This is a genomic window from Pedobacter sp. Leaf132 (genome assembly GCF_920984695.1).
Taxonomy (GTDB): domain Bacteria; phylum Bacteroidota; class Bacteroidia; order Sphingobacteriales; family Sphingobacteriaceae; genus Pedobacter.
Genome location: NZ_CAKLBO010000003.1, coordinates 99,678 through 120,600, shown reverse-complemented (window position 1 = coordinate 120,600; position 20,923 = coordinate 99,678). Strand labels below are relative to the sequence as shown.

The 20,923-nt window shown below is 35.8% G+C and carries 21 protein-coding genes; 15 read left to right on the top strand and 6 right to left on the bottom strand.

The genetic code is table 11. From position 1 onward, the window contains the following. The first annotated feature begins 3 nt into the window (after nucleotides 1-3). The 7 genes from LUA86_RS07810 to asnS all read left to right on the top strand — a co-directional run bounded on the left by LUA86_RS07810 (nucleotide 4) and on the right by asnS (nucleotide 7,242). Nucleotides 4-567 (top strand): GNAT family N-acetyltransferase, encoded by a 564-nt coding sequence (locus LUA86_RS07810; protein ID WP_231460047.1) that lies wholly within the window; start codon nucleotides 4-6, stop codon nucleotides 565-567. Between the two features lie 65 nt (nucleotides 568-632). Beyond that, the gene (locus tag LUA86_RS07805) at nucleotides 633-992 is read left to right on the top strand and encodes a hypothetical protein (protein ID WP_231460046.1); all 360 of its coding nucleotides are present in this window, start codon (nucleotides 633-635) and stop codon (nucleotides 990-992) included. Between the two features lie 294 nt (nucleotides 993-1,286). Beyond that, on the top strand, nucleotides 1,287-1,814 hold the full coding sequence (locus tag LUA86_RS07800) for a ferritin (protein ID WP_231460045.1): 528 nt from the start codon (nucleotides 1,287-1,289) through the stop codon (nucleotides 1,812-1,814). A 423-nt stretch (nucleotides 1,815-2,237) separates the two neighbouring features. After that, complete coding sequence (locus LUA86_RS07795; RefSeq protein ID WP_231460044.1) at nucleotides 2,238-3,686, top strand: circularly permuted type 2 ATP-grasp protein; 1,449 nt, start codon at nucleotides 2,238-2,240, stop codon at nucleotides 3,684-3,686. Nucleotides 3,687-3,695: 9 nt separating this feature from the next. Next, nucleotides 3,696-4,631, top strand: a complete 936-nt coding sequence (locus LUA86_RS07790) for an alpha-E domain-containing protein (RefSeq protein ID WP_231460043.1) — start codon at nucleotides 3,696-3,698, stop codon at nucleotides 4,629-4,631. A gap of 50 nt (nucleotides 4,632-4,681) precedes the next feature. Then, complete coding sequence (locus LUA86_RS07785) at nucleotides 4,682-5,674, top strand: transglutaminase family protein (protein WP_231460042.1); 993 nt, start codon at nucleotides 4,682-4,684, stop codon at nucleotides 5,672-5,674. Between the two features lie 119 nt (nucleotides 5,675-5,793). Continuing rightward, nucleotides 5,794-7,242, top strand: a complete 1,449-nt coding sequence (gene asnS / locus LUA86_RS07780) for an asparagine--tRNA ligase (RefSeq protein ID WP_231460041.1) — start codon at nucleotides 5,794-5,796, stop codon at nucleotides 7,240-7,242. 138 nt (nucleotides 7,243-7,380) lie between these two features. Here the strand turns inward: asnS and LUA86_RS07775 are convergent, their stop codons facing one another. From LUA86_RS07775 to LUA86_RS07765, 3 genes are all read right to left on the bottom strand, one after another. After that, on the bottom strand, nucleotides 7,381-9,165 hold the full coding sequence (locus LUA86_RS07775; RefSeq protein ID WP_231460040.1) for a glycoside hydrolase family 15 protein: 1,785 nt from the start codon (nucleotides 9,163-9,165) through the stop codon (nucleotides 7,381-7,383). A gap of 489 nt (nucleotides 9,166-9,654) precedes the next feature. After that, nucleotides 9,655-10,923: a glucose-1-phosphate adenylyltransferase gene (locus LUA86_RS07770; RefSeq protein ID WP_231460039.1), complete on the bottom strand. Its 1,269-nt coding sequence runs from the start codon at nucleotides 10,921-10,923 to the stop codon at nucleotides 9,655-9,657. Between the two features lie 8 nt (nucleotides 10,924-10,931). Further along, nucleotides 10,932-12,344, bottom strand: coding sequence for a glycogen synthase (locus LUA86_RS07765; protein WP_231460038.1), 1,413 nt, complete (start codon nucleotides 12,342-12,344; stop codon nucleotides 10,932-10,934). 165 nt (nucleotides 12,345-12,509) lie between these two features. Here LUA86_RS07765 and LUA86_RS07760 point away from each other — a divergent pair, with 165 nt between their 5' ends. The 8 genes from LUA86_RS07760 to LUA86_RS07725 are packed head-to-tail and all read left to right on the top strand — an operon-like array spanning nucleotide 12,510 to nucleotide 18,069. Beyond that, complete coding sequence (locus tag LUA86_RS07760) at nucleotides 12,510-13,232, top strand: SDR family oxidoreductase (protein ID WP_231460037.1); 723 nt, start codon at nucleotides 12,510-12,512, stop codon at nucleotides 13,230-13,232. Then, on the top strand, nucleotides 13,232-13,798 hold the full coding sequence (locus tag LUA86_RS07755; protein ID WP_231460036.1) for a hypothetical protein: 567 nt from the start codon (nucleotides 13,232-13,234) through the stop codon (nucleotides 13,796-13,798). Before LUA86_RS07760 ends, LUA86_RS07755 begins: the two co-directional genes overlap by 1 nt. After that, nucleotides 13,791-14,051: an acyl carrier protein gene (locus LUA86_RS07750; protein ID WP_231460035.1), complete on the top strand. Its 261-nt coding sequence runs from the start codon at nucleotides 13,791-13,793 to the stop codon at nucleotides 14,049-14,051. The genes LUA86_RS07755 and LUA86_RS07750 overlap by 8 nt, the downstream gene beginning before the upstream one ends. Then, complete coding sequence (locus LUA86_RS07745) at nucleotides 14,051-15,400, top strand: beta-ketoacyl synthase (protein WP_231460034.1); 1,350 nt, start codon at nucleotides 14,051-14,053, stop codon at nucleotides 15,398-15,400. Before LUA86_RS07750 ends, LUA86_RS07745 begins: the two co-directional genes overlap by 1 nt. Continuing rightward, nucleotides 15,401-16,213 carry an enoyl-ACP reductase gene (locus LUA86_RS07740; protein WP_231460033.1) on the top strand — a complete coding sequence of 271 codons (813 nt, stop codon included), beginning with the start codon at nucleotides 15,401-15,403 and terminating at the stop codon, nucleotides 16,211-16,213. It abuts the gene before it with no gap. Then, nucleotides 16,203-16,598, top strand: coding sequence for a holo-ACP synthase (locus LUA86_RS07735; RefSeq protein WP_231460032.1), 396 nt, complete (start codon nucleotides 16,203-16,205; stop codon nucleotides 16,596-16,598). The genes LUA86_RS07740 and LUA86_RS07735 overlap by 11 nt, the downstream gene beginning before the upstream one ends. Next, the gene (locus LUA86_RS07730; RefSeq protein ID WP_231460031.1) at nucleotides 16,595-17,419 is read left to right on the top strand and encodes an alpha/beta fold hydrolase; all 825 of its coding nucleotides are present in this window, start codon (nucleotides 16,595-16,597) and stop codon (nucleotides 17,417-17,419) included. Before LUA86_RS07735 ends, LUA86_RS07730 begins: the two co-directional genes overlap by 4 nt. Then, nucleotides 17,416-18,069 (top strand): 1-acyl-sn-glycerol-3-phosphate acyltransferase, encoded by a 654-nt coding sequence (locus LUA86_RS07725; RefSeq protein WP_231460030.1) that lies wholly within the window; start codon nucleotides 17,416-17,418, stop codon nucleotides 18,067-18,069. Before LUA86_RS07730 ends, LUA86_RS07725 begins: the two co-directional genes overlap by 4 nt. A gap of 59 nt (nucleotides 18,070-18,128) precedes the next feature. On the opposite strand, the gene cobA is transcribed toward LUA86_RS07725, so the two are convergent. The 3 genes from cobA to LUA86_RS07710 form a co-directional block, all read right to left on the bottom strand. Next, complete coding sequence (cobA, locus tag LUA86_RS07720; protein WP_231460029.1) at nucleotides 18,129-18,923, bottom strand: uroporphyrinogen-III C-methyltransferase; 795 nt, start codon at nucleotides 18,921-18,923, stop codon at nucleotides 18,129-18,131. Nucleotides 18,924-19,141: 218 nt separating this feature from the next. Continuing rightward, a complete protein-coding gene (locus LUA86_RS07715) occupies nucleotides 19,142-19,606 on the bottom strand; it encodes a hypothetical protein (RefSeq protein WP_231460028.1) in 465 nt (154 codons plus the stop codon). 83 nt (nucleotides 19,607-19,689) lie between these two features. Continuing rightward, nucleotides 19,690-20,700, bottom strand: a complete 1,011-nt coding sequence (locus tag LUA86_RS07710) for a bestrophin family protein (protein WP_231460027.1) — start codon at nucleotides 20,698-20,700, stop codon at nucleotides 19,690-19,692. Between the last annotated feature and the right edge of the window lie 223 nt (nucleotides 20,701-20,923).

The window sequence follows — 20,923 nt, the reverse complement described above, 5'->3', positions numbered from 1 at the left end:
TTGATGATTCGTTTTGCAACACCCGAAGACGCAGCTTCTGTTGCACCGTTAATTATCTTGGCGATGGGCGATTTAGCAATCAAATTTAGCAACGATACAGATGCTGTTAAAACGCAGGCTTTTTTCGAGCATTTTTTTCGGCTACCCGATAATCAATACAGCTATCAAAATACTTTAGTTTTTGAAGAAAATGGTTTGATTTTGGGTTCGCTTAATGCTTATGACGGCGCAAAACTTTTAGCGCTCCGGAAGAATTTTCTTGATTATTTAAAGTTTCATAACGGTTTATTAGATTTTAATCCAGAGCCCGAAACAGAAGCTGGCGAATTTTATCTAGATAGCCTGGGTGTAAATCCTGAAGCTCAAGGCAAAGGAATTGGCAAGAAACTGATTAATGCCGGTATAGCCTGGGCAAAAGAACTTAAACATAAAACGGTTGGTTTAATTGTAGAATTTGATAATGATAGGGCGCTGAAGTTTTATCTTGATAGAGGTTTCACTATCAATAATCAAAAAGAATTTGTGGGCGGCAAATACCACCACATGATTTATCAGGTTCATCTATAAATAGCTCAAAAAGATTTTTGCAGTTTTATTTGTATTTAATCTAAATAATAACAATTTTTGTATCGATGGAAAAAGCTTGTATCGATATTAACGAACTGGTTAACGTATTCTCAAATAATTATGGTTCCGTTTATCAATCTGATAAATTAAATTGCTTTTATATTGATTTTGGCGGCAAGTTTGCCCGTTACAATTGCCTTTCACTTCAAAAACTAAAGAAAGTTGTAGAAGATATCGATATTGAATCGCTTCTGCTAAATACCAAAAAGGCAGATTTTGAATTGGTTACCTACAATGGTTGCGATCATATTTACCTACTAAACGCACTGGAAATTATTGCATTAAAAGATTTTTTGCAAGGAACTTTCACCATGTTTAAACTAAATCACTTAATTAGCGATTGCCTTTATAGATTGGTTTTTTAGTTAGTAAGATTGTGCATTCGGTATAATCCGTGTTATAATCTTAAGTCATGATAACTCGTATCTTCCTAATACAAAAAGAATATACATTCGAAGTTGCAACACATCTTCCATCCTACATCTTCCATTATCCCTCTTACATCTAACATCCTCCATCTCAGTCCATTTTTCAATTGCTATTTAAACTAATTACAAATACCTACTTATCAGCAATTTAGACTAAGTTCATATAACAGATAGTTTCTATTTTTAAACAAATACGTGGTACATTTGTATTCTTACTAAAGCAAAAGAATTATGAAAGATTTAATGCGTATTAAATGTTTACTATCTCAGGATATTGAAACACTTTTAAATCAGCAGATAAAAAAAGAAGCTCACTCTTCATCACTATATTTATCAATGGCATCATGGTGCAATCAAAATGGCTATGATTTCTCAGCAGATTATTTTACAAAGCAATCTGAAGAAGAAAGAATGCACCAGCTAAAATTGTTTAAATATGTGTTAGACATGGGTGGTAATGCAGTATCTCCGGAGGTTACAGGAATTAAAACGGAGTTTTTGGGATTTAGAGAAGTTTTTGAAGATGCTTTGGAAGCAGAAATTGCAATTACCCAAAGTTTTAAAAACATTGCTGCCAAATGCCATAAAGAACAGGATTTCGTAACGATGGAATTTTTAAACTGGTTCTTGAAAGAGCAACGTGAAGAGGAATACAAAGCCCGTCGTGCTTTGGAATTATTTGAAGTTATTGGAGAAGAAGGTACCGGAAGATGGGAAATTGACAAGCACGTTAATAAAATTACCTATTCAGAAGATTAAGCAAAACAATCAACAAAACAAATACAGAAAGCTACCACATGGTAGCTTTTTTTTTGAACAAAATTTACAACAAAAAAAGAAAGCTTCCCGATTTTAAACAGGAAGCTTCACTTGGTTTAGTTTGTTTGGTTTATGTTGATTATGAATAAGCTTAATTTTATAAAAAAAGCGCCGTTACCAGCGCTTTTCTTAAACCAAATATATAATAATAATTAACGAGCATTACAAAAGTACACATATTTTACATATTCACAAATAAATATTCAATTTATATCAAAATATTTTTAATTAATTACATTAAAGCCTAAAAATGAGGTAAAAAAATATACTAATAGGGATATAATTCCTATAAAATTTAAATTTATATTAAAAATATTCTTTTTTTATTTTCAAAATCATACTTTAATAGAAAATTTAAGTTAAATGATAGAAAATTTTATACAAAATTACTTAAATCATCCAAAAACATACGACGAGATGTTTCTTGATAGTGAAAATTACAGAAATCACTATTCAAATTTCATTAAAAACTTCTCAAAAGAATCTTTAGAAAATCTAAACAAGAAGGAAGAACTGGCAAAGAAGCTTTTCATGAGTCAGGGTATTACTTTTACGGTTTATGATAGTGGCGAAGGCATCGAAAAGATTTTCCCTTTTGATATTATCCCTCGCATTATTACTTCGAGTGAATGGCTTTTTATTGAAAAAGGTATTAAACAGCGTTTAAAAGCTTTAAATCTTTTTCTTAAGGATGTTTATAGCAATCAATTTATTTTAAAGGATAAAATTGTTCCAATAAATGTAATCTACTCCTGCCCTCACTTTTTAAGAGAAATGTACAATGTTAATGTACTACACGACATTTACATTCACATTGCCGGCATCGACTTAATCCGCGACCACGACGGAACATTTTATGTTTTAGAAGATAACCTGCGAACACCTTCTGGCGTTAGTTACATGCTCGAAAACCGGGAAATTACTAAAAGGCTTTTCCCAGATTTAATTCCGCAATGCGGTGTAAGGAGTGTAACAGAGTATCCGGCAATCTTGTACAAAAATTTGATGGCCCTTTCACCCCGGGCGGTATCGAACCCAACTATCGTATTATTAAGTCCGGGTATGTACAATTCTGCCTATTATGAGCATACAACCTTAGCCCGGTTAATGGGTGTAGAGTTGGTAGAAGGGCGGGATTTGGTTGTAAAAAATCAAAAGGTTTACATGAAAACCACCATAGGCTTGCAGCAAGTTGATGTAATTTACCGCCGGGTAGACGATGATTACATTGACCCGCTTGTGTTTAACCCAAATAGTGTGTTGGGCGTTGCTGGCTTAATGGGTGCTTACAGAAAAGGTAATGTTGCCATTGTTAATGCCGTTGGTAATGGCGTTGCCGATGATAAGGCGGTTTATACCTATGTGCCGGATATGATTAAATATTACCTGAATGAAGAACCTATATTAAAGAATGTTCCAACCTATCAATTGAGTAATCCTGATGAGTTAAAATTTGTTTTCGAAAATATCAATACCATGGTGATAAAAAAAACGAATGGAAGTGGTGGTTATGGAATGCTAATGGGCCACGCGGCAAGCGAACAGGAAACCGAAGAATATAAATTGGAAATACTAAAAGACCCTCGCAATTTCATCGCTCAGCCAACCATAAGCCTTTCATCTGCTCCTTGTTTTATCAACGGAAAACTTGCACCACGAAGAATAGATTTAAGACCATTTGCACTTAACGGACCGGATGGAATATCAATTGTTCCGGGTGGATTAACAAGAGTTGCCTTAAAAGAAGGCTCTTTGGTTGTTAATAGTTCGCAAGGCGGAGGCAGTAAAGATACCTGGGTTTTAACTTCTTAAAATACAAATATGTTAAGTAGAGTTGCATCGAGCTTATATTGGTTAAGCAGATATGTAGAACGTAGCGACGGTATGTTGCGCATGTTAAAAATAAATTATGCTTCATCTCAGGATACCATTCAGGAATTTACCTGGAAACCAATCATCAGAATTTTTTCTGCTGATGATGAGAATGAATTGCTAAATATACAACACGATAGCAGGGCGGTTATTGAATATTTGTTGCTAAATCGCGAAAATCCGAATTCGATATTAAATATTATTACCCTTGCCAGAGAAAATGCCAGAAGCGTTCAGGAACATATTCCGAAAGATTTATGGCAATGCTTAAATGAATATTATCATACCGTAAAGGATGAAAAACTGCTTTGGTATGTTCAAAAAGACGACCCCATAACAGCTTTAGATTTGCTTATTAAGCAAGTTATGCTTTACCATGGCACTGCAGATAGTGCAATGGAACGGGGTGAGAGCCGTAGTTTTATGAAAATTGGCAAACACCTCGAACGCAGCATACAATCGGTTGATATTTTGGATGTAAAATTTAGCTCTGTAAGTACTAATCCTGATTTGTTAACAGATATAGCGTACTGGAAACACCTGTTACTATCCTTAGGAGGGTATGAATTGTACCTTAAGACTTACAGACAGGGTTTTGATGCTAAAAATATTATAGAATTGGTGATGCTAAATAACGATTTCCCTCGTTCGGCCCTTTATTCTATGAATAATATCGAAAGGTATTTTAACAGATTAAAAAGCGAAAGCAACATCGAACACTACAATAGTTTATCATTTAAAATTGGAAGACTTAAAAGTATGATTACCTATAGTTCGGTAAGCAGTATGGAAGAAGAAAGTTTACACAATTATTTAACAGAAATGCGATCAGAACTTTTCGGTATTGGAAATATGCTAAATGAATATTATTTCGCAAATTCATAATGTTTTAATCATCCCAAAGGTTAAGTTTCAAATCATTATCAAAATCAAATATGCCAATTTTTAAAATTAAACACATTACCAATTATAAATACGAAACACCTGTTCGGGATAGTGCCAATCAGGTTATCCTCTTCCCTATTAAAGATGATTATCAAAAAGTTGTTAAACATGATTTAAATATTTCCGGCAGCCCGGAGATTGAAATATTTATCGATTATTATGGCAATGAGGTAGGCACATTTACGCAGAACGAACCGCATACCCAACTCAAAATTTTTTCGAAGGTATGTGTAGAAACTTCGCCTAAACCGCTACCTCAGGATGATATGTTTGGTAACGAGCAATGGAATCGCCTGGATGCGCTGAAATACGAAGTTCCTTATATTGATTATCTCCGCCAGGAAGTTTTTGAGGGCATTGCACAGCTTAAAGAAACTGCTTTGAGCATAAAACAAGATGAAGACACGCCATACCAAACAGCAATAAAGTATAGTGCACACGTGTTTAATAATTTCGAATATATTAAAGGTGTAACTGCTGTTGATACTACCATTGATGAAATACTTAAATTAGAAGCTGGCGTTTGCCAGGATTTTGCACATGTATTAACGGCAATGCTGCGTTTAACCGGAATTCCATCGAGGTACGTTAGTGGCTACATTTGTCCAAACCGCGATGGTATGCGTGGTGAAGGGGCAACCCATGCCTGGGCAGAAGCTTATTTACCAGAATACGGATGGCTTGGTTTAGACCCAACAAATAACTGTATTGCAAATGAAAACCACGTCCGCCTTGCCGTTGGAAGGAATTTTGCAGATTGTTCTCCGGTAAAAGGTGTTTACAAAGGTGGTTTTGAACACATTATGGAAGTAAATGTTTCGGTTGGTTATAATGATGAAGATTTGAATGATAACGAAACCTATTTTAAACCTACAGAAGTAAATTACAGCAAACCATCTGCAACGGTAACGAATGTAAGAAAGCAGAATAGTTATCAGCAATACATGGAAGCTATTCAGCAACAGCAGCAACAACAACAGTAGATAATTTAATTATTTATCTCCGATGCAGAGGATATAAACTTAATATTTAAACAATAAACCCATTCCAATAATTTAACCTCATTTTTTTTCATAAATTTGCGCCTTTTACAAATAACAATATGATTAAGAGACAGCAAATTAGAGATTTATTAAAATCGACTGCATTTAACACAGAAGTAACGGTTATGGGATGGGTTAGAACCTTCCGTAATAATCAGTTTATCGCCTTGAATGACGGAAGTTGCATGAGCAATATCCAGGTAGTTTTAGATTTTAATAATTTGCCTGAAGAGTTGTTAAAAAGAATTACAACTGGTGCAGCTATTTCTGCAACCGGTAGTTTGGTAGAATCTTTAGGAAAAGGGCAAACCGTTGAAATAAAAGCAACTTCTGTTGAGATTTTGGGCGATAGCGACCCGGAGAAATTCCCCTTGCAACCTAAAAAACATAGTTTAGAATTTTTACGTGAAATTGCACACTTGCGTTTCCGCACCAATACTTTCAACGCTGTTTTTAAGGTTCGCCATGCTTTGGCTTTCGCCATTCACCAGTTTTATAACGAACGTGGTTTTGTTTACATGCACACGCCTGTAATTACAGCTAGTGATGCAGAAGGCGCTGGTGAAATGTTTAAGGTTACTTCTCTCGATTTTGATAATACACCTCGAACGGAAGATGGCAAAGTAGACTTTTCTCAGGATTTCTTTGGAAGAGCAACCAATTTAACAGTTTCTGGTCAGCTGGAAGGTGAATTAGCGGCAATGGCTTTCGGACAGATTTATACTTTCGGACCAACATTCAGAGCTGAAAACTCAAACACAACACGCCACCTGGCTGAGTTTTGGATGATTGAGCCCGAAGTTGCATTCGCTGATTTAGAAGACAACATGCAGCTTGCAGAAGATATGATGAAGTATGTAATAAAATATGCTTTAGATAACTGCAAAGAAGAACTGGAGTTTTTAAATAATCGTTTGGCTGAAGAAGATAAGCAGAAACCTCAAAATGAGCGTAGCGAATTTACTTTATTAGAGAAGTTGGATTTTTGCCTGGCTAATGATTTTGAGCGTTTAACTTATACTGAAGCGATTAAGATTTTAAAATCATCTAAACCAAACCAGAAAAAGCAATTTAAATATTTAATTGATGAGTGGGGCGCCGATTTACAAAGTGAACATGAACGCTATTTGGTAGAAAAACATTTTAAAAAGCCGGTTATTTTAACGGATTATCCTGCAGAAATTAAATCTTTCTACATGCGCCAGAATGAACCTGATGCTGAAGGCAGACAAACTGTTGCCGCTATGGATATTTTATTCCCTGGAATTGGCGAAATGATTGGCGGTTCGCAACGCGAAGAGCGTTTAGACCGTTTAACAAAACGTATGGATGATTTAAATATCCCGCAGGAAGAACTTTGGTGGTATTTGGATACCCGCCGTTTTGGCTCTGCTCCGCATGCGGGCTTCGGCTTAGGCTTTGAGCGTTTAGTATTATTTGTTACAGGTATGACTAACATCCGTGATGTAATTGCATTCCCTCGTTTTCCTAAAAATGCAGAATTTTAATTTAAAGCTTAATGTCTGTGGTTAAAAATATTAGCTGCAGGCTTAACATAAAAAAGTCCGTTCTCTTTGTAAATCAAAAGAACGGACTTTTTATTTTAACTATTGTTGGTCATTATAGCAAAATAATAACCTCAAATACTACAAAAATATTGGCCTATCTAATTTAATCGCAATGCGATAAGCTGCATTCATCAATCCAACATGACTGTAAGCTTGTGGAAAATTACCCCATTGGCTACCCGTTTTAGCATCCACATCTTCGCTAAAAAGCAATAAATGGTTACAATATTTGATGATGTTTTCAAATTCTGTAATGGCTTCATCAATTCTACCCACGCAAGCCAGTGCTTCTACATACCAAAAAGCACAAATCAAAAATGTAGTTTTTGGTTTTCCAAAATCATCGGCGTGTATGTAACGATAAAACAAGCCATCTTCGGTTTTCAGTTCATTTTCTAAAGCAATCAGGTGATCTTTTGCCTTATCAGATGCCGGATCCAAATAGCCCATCATAATCAATTGCAATGTACTGGCATCCAAATGAGTACTGCCAACGGCATTTGTGTAAGCCTTTCTTTCCGGATCGTAACAAGCTTCTATGTGCGCCGCAGCTTTATCAATTAAAACCTGTGCTCTATCTTCAAAATCTACGTTTCCAATAGTTTTTGCCATTTTTAAGGCGGCATGAGCACCTGCCCATTGAAATAAATTACTATAACAATGTACATTTGCCATATTCCTGAACTCCCAAATTCCGGCATCCTTTTCATCAATCGTTCTTTCGATTTTAGATAGCACACTTTCTATCCACTTTACAGAATCACTTCTTTCAGAAAACACAAAGCGATGGTCTGTGTAAAGCGGCAGCATCGAAATTAAAACCTGACCATAAATATCATTTTGTATATGTTCGTAAGCCTGATTTCCAATCCTTATCGGTTGTTCGCCTTCATAACCTTCCAGGTGATCTAATACATGTTCGGTAATATCTCTTTCGCCTGCGATGCCATACAAAGGTTGATAACGGGTATCTTCTGCATGAGAAATATCAGACAGATAACTGAAATATTTCTCCATTTCTTCGAAATGGCCAATATGGTTTAATGAAGTTAACACATAGTGAGAATCTCGCAACCAACAATAGCGGTAATCCCAGTTTCTGGTACTTCCAGGTGATTCTGGCAAACTGGTTGTACTTGCAGCAATAAAAGCTCCGGTATCTTCGTATTGATGTATTTTTAAAACCAAGGCAGAACGAATTACAAATGGTTGGTAAAAGCCAGCAATAGATGAATGTTTAATCCATAATCGCCAATAAGCAATTGTGTTGCGTAGAAAAGTTTCTGCCGTGCTTACAATTGGTGCTTCTAAATCCTGTCCATAGGTAAGAATCAGATATTTAGCATCATTCAACACAAATGCCTTTTCATCAATAATATAACTTAAAGATACATTTGTACTTAATCTTACATTTTCTTCGCAGCCTTTATAATCAATATGGTTACTTCCTCTTACAGGATGCAACTTTTCCTTCCCATAGTCGCTAACCGGATCGCATTTTATCGTTATCCTTGGATTTCCTTCCAAAGGCTCAATTTTTCTGATAAGCATCAATGGCTTAAAATACCTTTCGTGCAAACCGAAACGGGGCGCAAAATCGGTAATTCGATAGGTACCGTCTTCAGCTGTAATTTCGGTTCTTAAAACATTGGTATTCTCGATGTAATATTGATTGGATGAATACTCGCCTTGAGGTAAAATAGAAAATTCACCTCCTTTTTTCTTATCCAGTAAGCTTCCGAAAACAAAAGGACTATCAAAACGAGGCCAGCAAAGCCATGATATGTCTGTATTTTTATTAACATGCGCCATAAAAGCGCAGTTTCCTATTATTCCTGTTTGATATAGGTGTTTTTCGGCCATAAGTTTTTTAGAGTTTTATAACTAACAAGCTTTTGGGGAAAATGTTGGCAGGAATATAAAAAAGCTTGCCTGTTGATTAGGATTTGACCGATTTGGCGGGTAAAAACATTGTTAATCAAGCCTGATTGAAGTGGAAATATTTTTTATTTGCCGAAACCATGAATATCCTGTCATGCGGAGGCACAGCCTGACCCGACACTTCGGAAAAGCATCCGTAACCGATGGAACATCTGCCTGCGGTAGGCAGGGAATGCAGGATTACAATTGGCAAAGGAATCAATTTGGCTAAAGAATGTAGTCCCTATACTCGAATAGAGGGAAAAAAGTTTATGCCACCAACTAGGTTTCAAATTACTGAACTTAAAATCCCTCTTAAAAGTAGCGGAACAGCACAGCAGAATATGTTACGCATAACTTTGATAGAGAGAGGCTAAAAAAAAGCCAGCTCCGAAATATTCGAAACTGGCTTAGTTAGTGATAATGATTATCTTAAATTACTGTTCCACTTGGTAAAACAGCACCTTTTTTAATTACAACAATTCCATCTTTAACGGCGTATAGCTCATAGTCACCATCAACTAAATGCGGACCGCCATTGATTTTAACATCATTGCCAATTCTACAATTCTTATCGATAATTGCATTATTGATATAACATCTATCACCAATACCAATTAGGGCATTACCTTTACTATTTTCGGATTGAATTTCCTCTAATGTTTGGTAACGGTCGCTACCCATAATGTAAGCATTTGTTACAACCGTATGCTTACCAATACGTGCACGAATACCTAAAACAGCATGTTCTACCCTACTCGCCTGTACAATACAACCTTCGGCAATAATAGCTTTCTCTAGAGTTGTACCCGATATTTTTGATGGCGGTAACATCCTTGCACGAGTAAATATGGTATGATTACTATCAAACATATTAAACTTCGGAATCTCGTCTGTTAAGCCAAGGTTTGCTTCAAAGAATGATGAAATATTACCAATATCAGTCCAGTAGCCCTCGTATTGATAACTTAACACTCTGCTTTGTTCAATCGCTCTTGGTAAAATTTCTTTACCAAAATCTTTTTCCTCTTCGTTTTCATTTAAAATGTTAATTAAATAATCGCGATTGAAAACATAGATACCCATCGACGCTAAGAAGTTTCGTCCTTCGCCTTGCATTTCTGCACCTGTGTCTGACACCCATTCCTCTAAACCCGTTTTAGGCTTTTCGATAAATGAAGTAATCATGTTCTCTTCATCAGCTTTTAAAATACCAAAATCGGTTGCATCTTTTGCCGTAACCGGAATAGTTGCAATGGTAATTTCTGCATTGGCTTCGATGTGTTTTTCGATCATATCTTTAAAATCCATCTGGTACAATTGGTCGCCAGAAAGGATTAAGATGTAATCAAATTCATGAGAAACGATGTGATGCATACATTGGCGCACGGCATCAGCCGTTCCCTGGAACCAGCCTGCGTTTTGCACGGTTTGTTCTGCCGCCAAAATATCAACAAAAGCCGTACTGAAATGACTAAAGTGATAAGTGTTTTTAATGTGTTTATTTAGGGATGCCGAATTAAACTGGGTCAGCACAAACATACGGTGGATGCCAGAATTAAGGCAATTAGAAATTGGGATGTCTACCAACCGATACTTACCCGCAATCGGAACCGCAGGCTTTGAACGTGTTTGTGTGAGTGGCGATAGTCTAGAGCCCTGGCCACCGCCAAGGATAACGCCTAAAACTTTGTCAGTCATGTTTAAGCTTATTTTAGTAATTGGTATAAATCTATGTAATTCGTTGCTGCCCTATCCCAGGAATGGTCAATTTTCATCATTGTTTTTCTTACAGCTTTAAATGCTTTTTTATCATTGTATAAATCTACAGCACGATTGATGGCGTGGTTTACATCCCAAATGCTGGTTTGATCATGACATAAGCCAAAACCACCGTCTCCAACATCTATAACTGTATCTTTTAAGCCGCCAACCCGCCGCACAATTGGTACTGTTCCATATCTCAATGCATAAAGTTGATTTAAACCGCATGGTTCAACCCTCGATGGCATTAAAAGGAAATCTGCACCGGCATAAATTTCGTGCGAAACCTGCTCGTTGTAGCCAATATATGCGTTGTATTTTCCTCCAAAAATATCTTTTAGTTGATTTAATCTGCCTTCAACCCAGTTATCGCCCGAACCTAAAACCAATATGTTGATGTTATCGCCATGTTGTTGTAAAGCAGTGTAGAATATATCTGGTAGTAAGTCAGCGCCTTTCTCATCCACCAATCTACCTATAAAAGTAAAAAGAGGTTTAGAAGAATCTAACTGAAAAACATCACAAAGTGCCTTTTTGTTTGCAGTTTTTCCAGCCTCAACGGTTTTTAAGCTGTAACTTTTGCTCAACATCGGGTCGGTTTGAGGATCCCAAACCTCGCTGTCAATTCCATTTAAAATGCCTACAGATTTCCAGCGTTCCTGTCTGAGTAAACTTTCCAATCCACGGGCGTTATCCATCATTTCTTCAAGGTAACTTGGTGAAACTGTGGTTACTCTCCATGCGCATTTGATGGCTGAAGCTAAAGGATTTATGGCATCGTCCCATCCTAATAAGCCGCCTTTCCACAAATCAAAAGCTGGTATGTAATACAATTTATTCCAGCCAAACTGGCCTTGATATTGTGCATTATGGATGGTTAAAATAGTTGGAACTTTTGATATATTTTGATATTTCAAACAATTGGCCACCATAAAAGGAACCAGACCGGTGTGATGATCGTGGCAATGGATAACATCCGGACGATGCTCCCATTGTGAAATCCAATCTAAGGTTGCGATTTGAAAAGCTACAAAACGTTCGGTGTCATCATCATAGCCATAAACACTTGGCCTATCTGTTAAACCCTGTATATGAACGATGTATAAATCGAAGCCAAGCTTATTGGTTTTTTCTTTTAAAATTCTGTATTGAAAATGGTGGTTGCCGTAATTTGACCAGGCGTCATAGGTAACTTCAAACTCACTTTCGCGGATAAATTTTGTATCGTAAGCAGGCACAACCACTTTGGCAATATGCCCCACTTTATTCTGGTATTTCGGTAAAGCCCCAACAACATCTGCTAAACCTCCAACTTTAGCAGCCGGGTAACACTCGGCACTTATATGTATAATTTCCATTAAATATTTGGTGTAGATAACTGTGTTAAGTTAGTAATTGTTTTCTTATTTAGAAATAAAGAAACCTATTTAATCTTAAAATTTATCATTTTTTCAGACGCAAATATTCGCATCATTAAAGGATTCGCCAATTTTTCATATTTTCGGGCGGAAAAGGTATAGTTTATGGAAAAACGCAAGGTTTTAATTACAGGTGCAAGTAGAGGTATTGGCTTCGAAATCGCTAAGAAATTAGCAAACAAATATGAATTAATCTTACATGCAACCAGTGAGCAAAGTTTTAGTGAAACCTTACCAAATACTAGTTTACTTTGTGCCGATTTTTCAAATCATGAAGAGGTAAATAACTTTTGCAAAAGCCTAAAGAAATTACATGGAAAAGATTTGTATGCCGTGGTTAATAATGCCGGCATTACTTTCGATAAATCGTTAATTTTTCAGCCTGAAGATGAAATTGATAAGATGTTGCAAATTAATTTAAAAACGCCAATATTAATTTGCAAAACGGCCATGAAAATTTTCGGATTGAATAAAAAAGGTGTTATTATAAACATCAGCTCCTGCGTAGGCGAAAGCGGAAATGCTTTCCAATCTGTTTACGCAGCAACTAAGGCCGGTTTAATTGCCTTTTCAAAATCTATAGCTAAAGAAATAGGCATCTTAAATCAAGATCATAATATTAGAGTTGTTACCGTATCTCCAGGTTTTATAGAATCTGATATGACGGACAAGATTCCCGAAGGTGAAAAGGCAAATTACTTGAAAATGGTTCCCGCTGGTCGTTTTGGCAAAGCCGATGAAATTGCCAATGCCGTTTCGTTTTTAATATCTGATGAAGCTTCCTATATCAATGGTTCAAATATTCAAATTAACGGCGGAATTTTATAATGGACAATTTAATTGGTGTATCGCCACAGCAAGTGCTCCTCCACGGACCAACAAAACAATTATTACATAAATACCATTGGCACGAACCGAAAATTGGCATTATTGCAAGTTATACGCCTAATGCACATGATGTTAAAGACCATTTTGGATTGTTTAGAGGCGTAGATCAAATTGAGGCTTTTGCACAGGCTTCAATTGTTTCTTGCGCAGGTTTTTTAGAATACAAAAAGCAGAACGGCAGTTTCGAAGATGTAAAAAACAAGTTCTTACCGGTGTTTATCAGCATTGGTAATGTTAACTTTCATCATTATATAGAAGAAGGCGAAACATTTGTAAGCTTAGGGATAATTAAGTTTAATAAATTTAGGCAAATGGTATGCGATGGCAGGATTTATAAAGTCGTTACAAAAAACCTAAATTTAGATGAATATTTTGCTGAATTTAACGAAGATAAATTATTAAAATACGAACTTAGCAACGACTTTAAACTTGTTGCTGAGTTATATGATGTAACGGGCAGGGCGATAAAAAGAGAAAAAATTAATCAAGAAATTAAAAATGAATAGACAAGAAATAATTGCTGATTTAGTTGAAATATTGAAGACGGTTAGAACAATCGACCCCGAAAAATTAAAAAATCTGACAGAAGAAACTGACTTTATTGCTGATTTAAATACGCCATCAACCGAAATGATAAATATTGCTGCAAAGGTAGAGCAGAAATTTGATATCGAATTTGAAGATGATGATATTGATGATTTAGGCTCTAAAGTTAAAGATATTGTAAACCTGATTATTGCTACTCAAGAAAAAGCATAATGCAAAACGCTATCAAAAAAGTTGCGGTAGTGGGTATGGCTGGAGTTTTTCCAACCTGTACCGATTTAAATGATTTTAGAGATAAACTTTTTGCCAATAAAAGTTTAATCAGAGAGTGGGATAAAGCCACTGCTCATGGCAAAAATATTCGTTCTACTGTGGCTGGTTTTGTAACCGAAGCAGAAATGAGCCTGGAAGTCGTTCCATCTTCTATCATGGAAAACTATCCAGAAACTTACATTGATACACTTAACAGGATATCTGCAAATAACCTGGCTACGGCCGATGTTGGAAGTATTTGGGCAATGTTAAGTTCGCTTGATGCAATAAAGATGGCTGGCTGGACAGATGCAGAAACGCAATCGGAAGAAACCGGTGTAGTTATCGGTTCGGGCGGTGGTGGCCATGAAATTCTTCGTGCTGCATGGCATAACTTTTTTGAGCTTAAAAAGAAATCGCGGTTAGCGGGTTCGCACAATGTTGATAGAGCAATGGTTTATCGCGATGCGGCAAATGTTTCATGTTTAATAAAAAATAAAGGCGTTTGCGAATCAATTGGTTCGGCTTGTGCAACAGGCTTGGGCAATATCGGTTATGCATATCGCCTTATAAAATTTGGCTTGCAAGATAGAGTTATTGCAGGCGGTGTTGAAGGCACATCAATTGAAACATTTTTAGGCTTTGATTCGATGCAGGTTTTAAGCAAAGGTTTTAGTCCTGATAAAAGCTCCCGACCTTTTGATGTAAACCGAAATGGTTTTGTTTGTGCTTTTGGTGGTGGCGTAGTGGCTTTAGAAGATTACGATTTAGCTAAAGCACGTGGTGCTAAAATTTTAGCCGTGATTGATGAATACTTTAACAATTCTGATGGCGATGGCGATATGTTTGCACCTTCATTTGCAGGGCAGCAGCGTTTGTGGAAAGGTTTGCTAAAAAATACAAGTAAAAAACCTGATGTTGTAAAAGTACATGGAACCTCTACGCCTGCCGGAGATGCGATTGAACTTTTAAGCGTTGTTGATGCTCTGGGAGATAGCGGCTACCATGTTTCGGCGCCAAAATCACAATTTGGGCACATGCTTGGCGCAGCCGGAGCGGTAGAATTTATAGCTTCAGTTTTGATGTTAGAAAATCAAACCGTATTGCCTTGCCTAAATTCAGATGAGTTAAATCAAAATCCAGAAAGTTTTCAATTGAACGAAAACTGGGCCGGACCAAATACGCCACTTGCATCTTTCAAAGATTTGATTCCGCAGCAAAGTTTTAAAAAAGAAATAAATACGGTTACCTGCCTTAACTATGGGTTTGGTGGAACAAATAGTTCCATCATGATTTCAAAAGATAATTAAATGCTTAATAATCAAAATAAAGTTGCCCTGGTATATGGCGTTCGTAACGAAAGTTCTATCGCCTGGAGCATTGCTTTAAAGCTGCACCAATCGGGTTGTAAGGTTGCATTAAGTTATGTTGATGATACAAAAGACGAAGTGCTATACCTGATGCAGCAAGCCGGAATGGATAATTCCTTATCCATGTTTGTTGATGTTCGGGAGGAAAAGCAACTGTCTGAATTTACCAAAAGCATAGCTGATAAATTTGGAGAAATCCATTACATATTACACGGTGTAGCTTATGGCAGTCAGCAGGTTATGTGTTACAGTTTACCAAACAGTACAGAACCTGCACCAAGTTATTTAGATATTCCATTTGATGAATTAATGGATGCCTTTAACATTAGTGCTTACAGCTTGCTAAGAATTTGTCGAGTGGCCGAGCCGTACCTGGCTAAAAATGCATCCGTTCTTACGCTCACCTACAATGCATCGCAACGCGTATTTCCGGGTTATGCAGGCATGGGTATAAATAAAGCTGCGCTTGAAAACATTATGATTTACCTGGCAAATGTTTTAAGAGATAAGCAAATCAGGGTAAATGCAATTTCTGCCGGCTTGGTGATGACAACCTCTGCCGGAGGCATAAACGGTGTTAGAAAATTGCGCAAAATGGGTAAAATTACTGCGCCACTTGGCAATATTACCGCTAATGATGTTGGCGATGCGGCGCTTTATTATTTCTCAGATTTATCAAAAAAAGTAACCGGAAATATCCACTATGTGGATGGGGGTTTTAATATAATGGGCGTTTCTGTAGATGAAGAATAAAATTGGCGATATTGATATTGAAACCAACCAACAATTTTATGTTGGCAACGATATTGTCTATTTACCAGATTTTGAAAAAACGTTTTCAGAATTATTCAAAAAAAAAGTTTACACCGAAAAAGAAATAAATTATTGCACTCAATTTGATAATGCTTTGCTCAGATATGCATCAACCTGGGCTGCTAAAGAAGCCGTGTATAAAGCACTTAAACAGGAGAATTCAAATCCATTGCCTTTTAATAGCATCGAAATAATAAGAAATAAAATTGCAGGCAAACCAACTGTTCATTTATTAAAATGGCTCAAGCAACCTAACATCAGCTTAAGTATTAGCCACGATGGGGATTACGTTTGGGCGGTTGCAATCATCAATATAAAAGAATGATAACGCAACACCAGTTCGACCATAAATTGGCGCACCTAAACTATTATAAATTTGGTAGCGGTAAAAAAGTTATGTTATGCTTTCATGGTTATGGCATGCACGGTAAACAGTTTAAAATGCTCGAAGAAAGTATGGGAAGCGCTTATACTTTTTATGGCTTCGACTTATTTTTTCATAAGGAAACTAAGCTAAAAGATGAAAATTTAGCCATTATAAAAAAAGGGATAACCAAAACCGAACTCGCCAATTTTATATCTGATTTTTGTGTTGAACAGCAAATTGATAAATTTTCTGTAATTGGTTATTCGATGGGTACACATTATGCCGTAGCACTAACTGAGATACTTTTTAAAAGAATTAAAAATTTTATCCTAATTGCTCCTGCGGCACTTCAACCCGGCAAAATGATAGAGTTTTTATCTAAAAATAAAGTCGGAAACAAAGTTTTGGAGAAACTTGTTCTTTCTGAAAAAGCTTTGATAAATCTTTTAAAATTTAGTAAACGTTTTAATTTTGTTGATGATATTGGCTACAATATTTTACTCAAAGAAATAAATACCTCAGAACTAAGGTTAAGTTTATATGCTATTTTTACCTATTTAAGGTTTCTGGATACAGATAAAAACCATCTTCGTAAGATTTTAAAAGAAGAACCGATAAGGGCATTTTTTATATCAGGCAGCAAAGATAAAATGTATCCACCTTCAATTGCAGAAGCTTTTTGTAAAGATTTACCAAATGCACAATTAATTATTTTAAACGAAAATCATGAAATGCTCAATAAGCCTTTTGTTGATGAATTATGTAAATTTTTATTATGATTAAAGATAAACCACTCCCAGATTCATTGCTACGCTTTGGAGGAAAAGTGCTTTCATGGTTTATCAAAAAAAAGTTTAAGAAAATTATTCTTAATGAAATCGATATAAAAGCAAACCACTCTTACCTTTTAATGTGTAACCATTTTAGTTTTTGGGATGGATTATTGGCTTGTTTCATCGTTGTTAATGCAATTGATAAAAAGCAAAGGTTAAAAGGTATGAAAATAATGGTTTTGGAGAAACAAATGGAAATGAACAAATGGTTAAAATACATTGGCTGTTTTTCTATCGCACCAAAAAGTATAAGGGCTAAAGAAAGTTTAGATTATGCTATTGATATTTTAAATGAAACTGGAAATGTTTTAATAATTTTTCCTCAGGGGAATTTAGAATCCATGTTTATCAGATATATAAAATTTAAAGATGGTATTACCTCAATAATTCCTCATGTTAAAGTTAATTGCCAACTTATCTGGAGCTCTAATTTTATCGAATTTTTTGAAGGATTGAAGCCAAGAGTTTATTTAAATATGTTGGATGCAGGCACAAACAGTGATTTTGATTTTGAAAGGCTTAAAAGCGATGTTAATGCTCATCATCTAAGCTCCATGAAAAAGAATTTTAGGTTTACAGAAGAGCCTAAAAACTAAAAAACCGCAAGCGTAACTTGCGGTTTTAACAACAAAACAAATATGTGATTTAATCTATTTTAATATTCTTCTGCAATGATTTCATAGAAATCTCTGATGGGTTGAAATTGCGGATGCAGGGAAACAACATCGCCAAAAACCAGTAAAGCTGGTGCCGCTATTCTCTTATCTTCTACCACTTCAGCAATCGTATCTACAATGCCAACAGCAATTTTTTCTTGCGGAGTTGAACCATTTTGAATCACTGCAACAGGCAATAAATTTTTACTTTCAGCCTGAAAAATAGCGGCAATTTCTTTCACTTTTTCAATCCCGTTTAGCACAACAATGGTTGCCTTAGTTTTGGCCGCGATATACAAATCTTCAGAAATTTCTCCTTTTGAATTTGTTCCGGTAACTGCCCAAAAGCTTTCGCTTAAATCTTTATAAATCATCGGAATTTTCTGCAAACTTGGCGCACCGGTTGCACTCGAAATGCCTGGAATAATCTCCGTTGGAATGCTATATGATTCTGCAACATCAATTTCTTCGTATCCCTTTGCAAAGAAAAATGGGTCACCACTTTTTAAACGAACCACATGACCATAATTTAAAGCATAATCGATAATCAGCTTGTTAACGGCATCTTGCGAAAAATCTTCATCATCGCTACGTTTACCAACGTAAACCTTCGGTATACCCTCTGGCGCATAACATAGTAAAGCTTCGTTCACATTTGCATCATACAAAACAACATCAGCTGTTTTTAATGCTTTAACACCTTTTAAACTGAATAAATCCGGGTCGCCAGGACCAGCACCTATTAAAGTAATTCTTGGTTCAATGTTCGCTTTTTCTACTTTACTTAAAATCATGACAGAAAATTTTAGCTCGTAATAATTTTTATTAATTGTACAAATATATAAAGTCTATAGAAATTGTAGTAATTTATTTTAAAATAATTTTGTTTTAAAATGAAGATGGTCTGTGAGGACACAGACCATGGACTAATTTTCAGATAGCCTTGACCTCTCCGTCATGCGGAATTTATTGCGGCAACTTAGTGACGGTTTATTTAGCTAAAATTATGAATTTACTTACAAGGAGCTTCCTGAAAAGTAAATTTACCCGCTTCGTAGTTAATAGGTTTTCCTTTTACAAAATAAGAGCGACCTAAAGTTGTTTCAATCTGCCCCACTCCCATTACTAATTTATTATCTTTCTTTAAAAATGCTAAAGGGTTGGTATATTTTCTGGTAGAATCTGTTCCAGTCATAAATCGATAGTCAACCAAAAGTGTATCGCCACTAAATTTGCCTTCCAAGGTTCCGTTATTTTGTGGTTTTTCGGCATATTTAACTAAAAGCGCACCTGTAATTTTACCCGATGCCATCTTTTTTACAATCATCGAAGCGCTATCTTTTTCATAATAGGCTGCATAACAAGTTTCACTAATAACAGAATCTGCCTTTGCGGTATCAGCTTTTTTTTCTGATTGATTACATGCAAACACAAAGGGAATTGCAGCGAAAGCTAAGTAAAGGATGTTTTTTTTCATTTTTTATTGGTTTAATGATGAACAATCTTAATATAAAGATAACTACAGGATGAAATGTTTGTTAAAATTCCACAATTAAATATTTACATCAAGATATTATTTTCCGGCGTTATAGCCGGTGGTAAATCAGATTCATCGAGCATATCCCGCATATCAATTTCTATAGTTCGCGAAATATTTGTAATCGGAACATCGTTGGCACTGCCCTCAAATGGATTTGTAGAACTTTCACCAACAACATCTAACGAATTGAAAACCCATGTTAATAATATTGCAAATGGAATGTTTAGCCAGATGGAGTAGCCTTCTAATAAAGTCCCGATGCCTAATTTATTAAAATCGTTAAGCAAACCATAAGGAACAAGAAATACAAAAAGGTTAAGCATAATATTGGCAATTGAAGAAAAATGACGCGGATAAGGAAAATTCTTTATCCTTTCTGCCTTACCCTGATTATCATAAAAATTTGTAATGGCTGCCTGTACAGATTGAAGCTGTAAATCGGTAAAATTATGCTCGACCGCCAATTTATTAATATGGCTTGATTGTAAAGCCATTAATTGAGTTGCTTTATTTTTCTTGGTTAAAACATAATCTAATTCTTCAGCAGATAAATATTTCTTCAGCACTTCTTCAAGTTTATCCGTTTTCTCTGCAATATGATAGTTTTTTGCATATTCTACATTTCGTGGATCATCTATATTTTCCCAAACACGCGGCTCTCTAAGTTGAAAACGCAAAGCAGTTAACCATGCAAAGTGACGGTAAAAAATTATCTGTACATCTTGCTTCTTGTCTTTTGAGGATAAAAAATCGCGAACCATAACCCCGAACGACCTGCTTGCATTAATAATTCCGCCGTAAATTTGGCGTGCTTCCCACAATCGGGCATAACTTGCATTATTTTTAAAACCGATAATAAAAGAAACTGCCGTACCTAACAACGCTACCGGAACCCAGGAAATTGACAAGAAAGTAAAACCGCAGAAATGGTATAATACCGTTGGAATAATGGCTAAAATACTCAGTCTGAGTATATCTCTGCGTGTCCATAAAATAAATTCTAAAAGGGTGTACTTTTTTCCAGCATGCATAATTTTAAAGTTTTTATTTGTGGGATGCTATTTATTTGGGACAAGCGAAGATAATTTTTTTAGTAAAATGTTTAACAGAATTGTTTGAACAAACGTTGTTTTGTTCACAAAATAAGTATGAAAATCCGTTTTAGGGTAATGTCATCCATACATGTTTTTTGTTAGATTTATGTTATAAGCAGCGTGGTAAAATACTCAAAGGTTAATAGGCTATTAGCCAAAA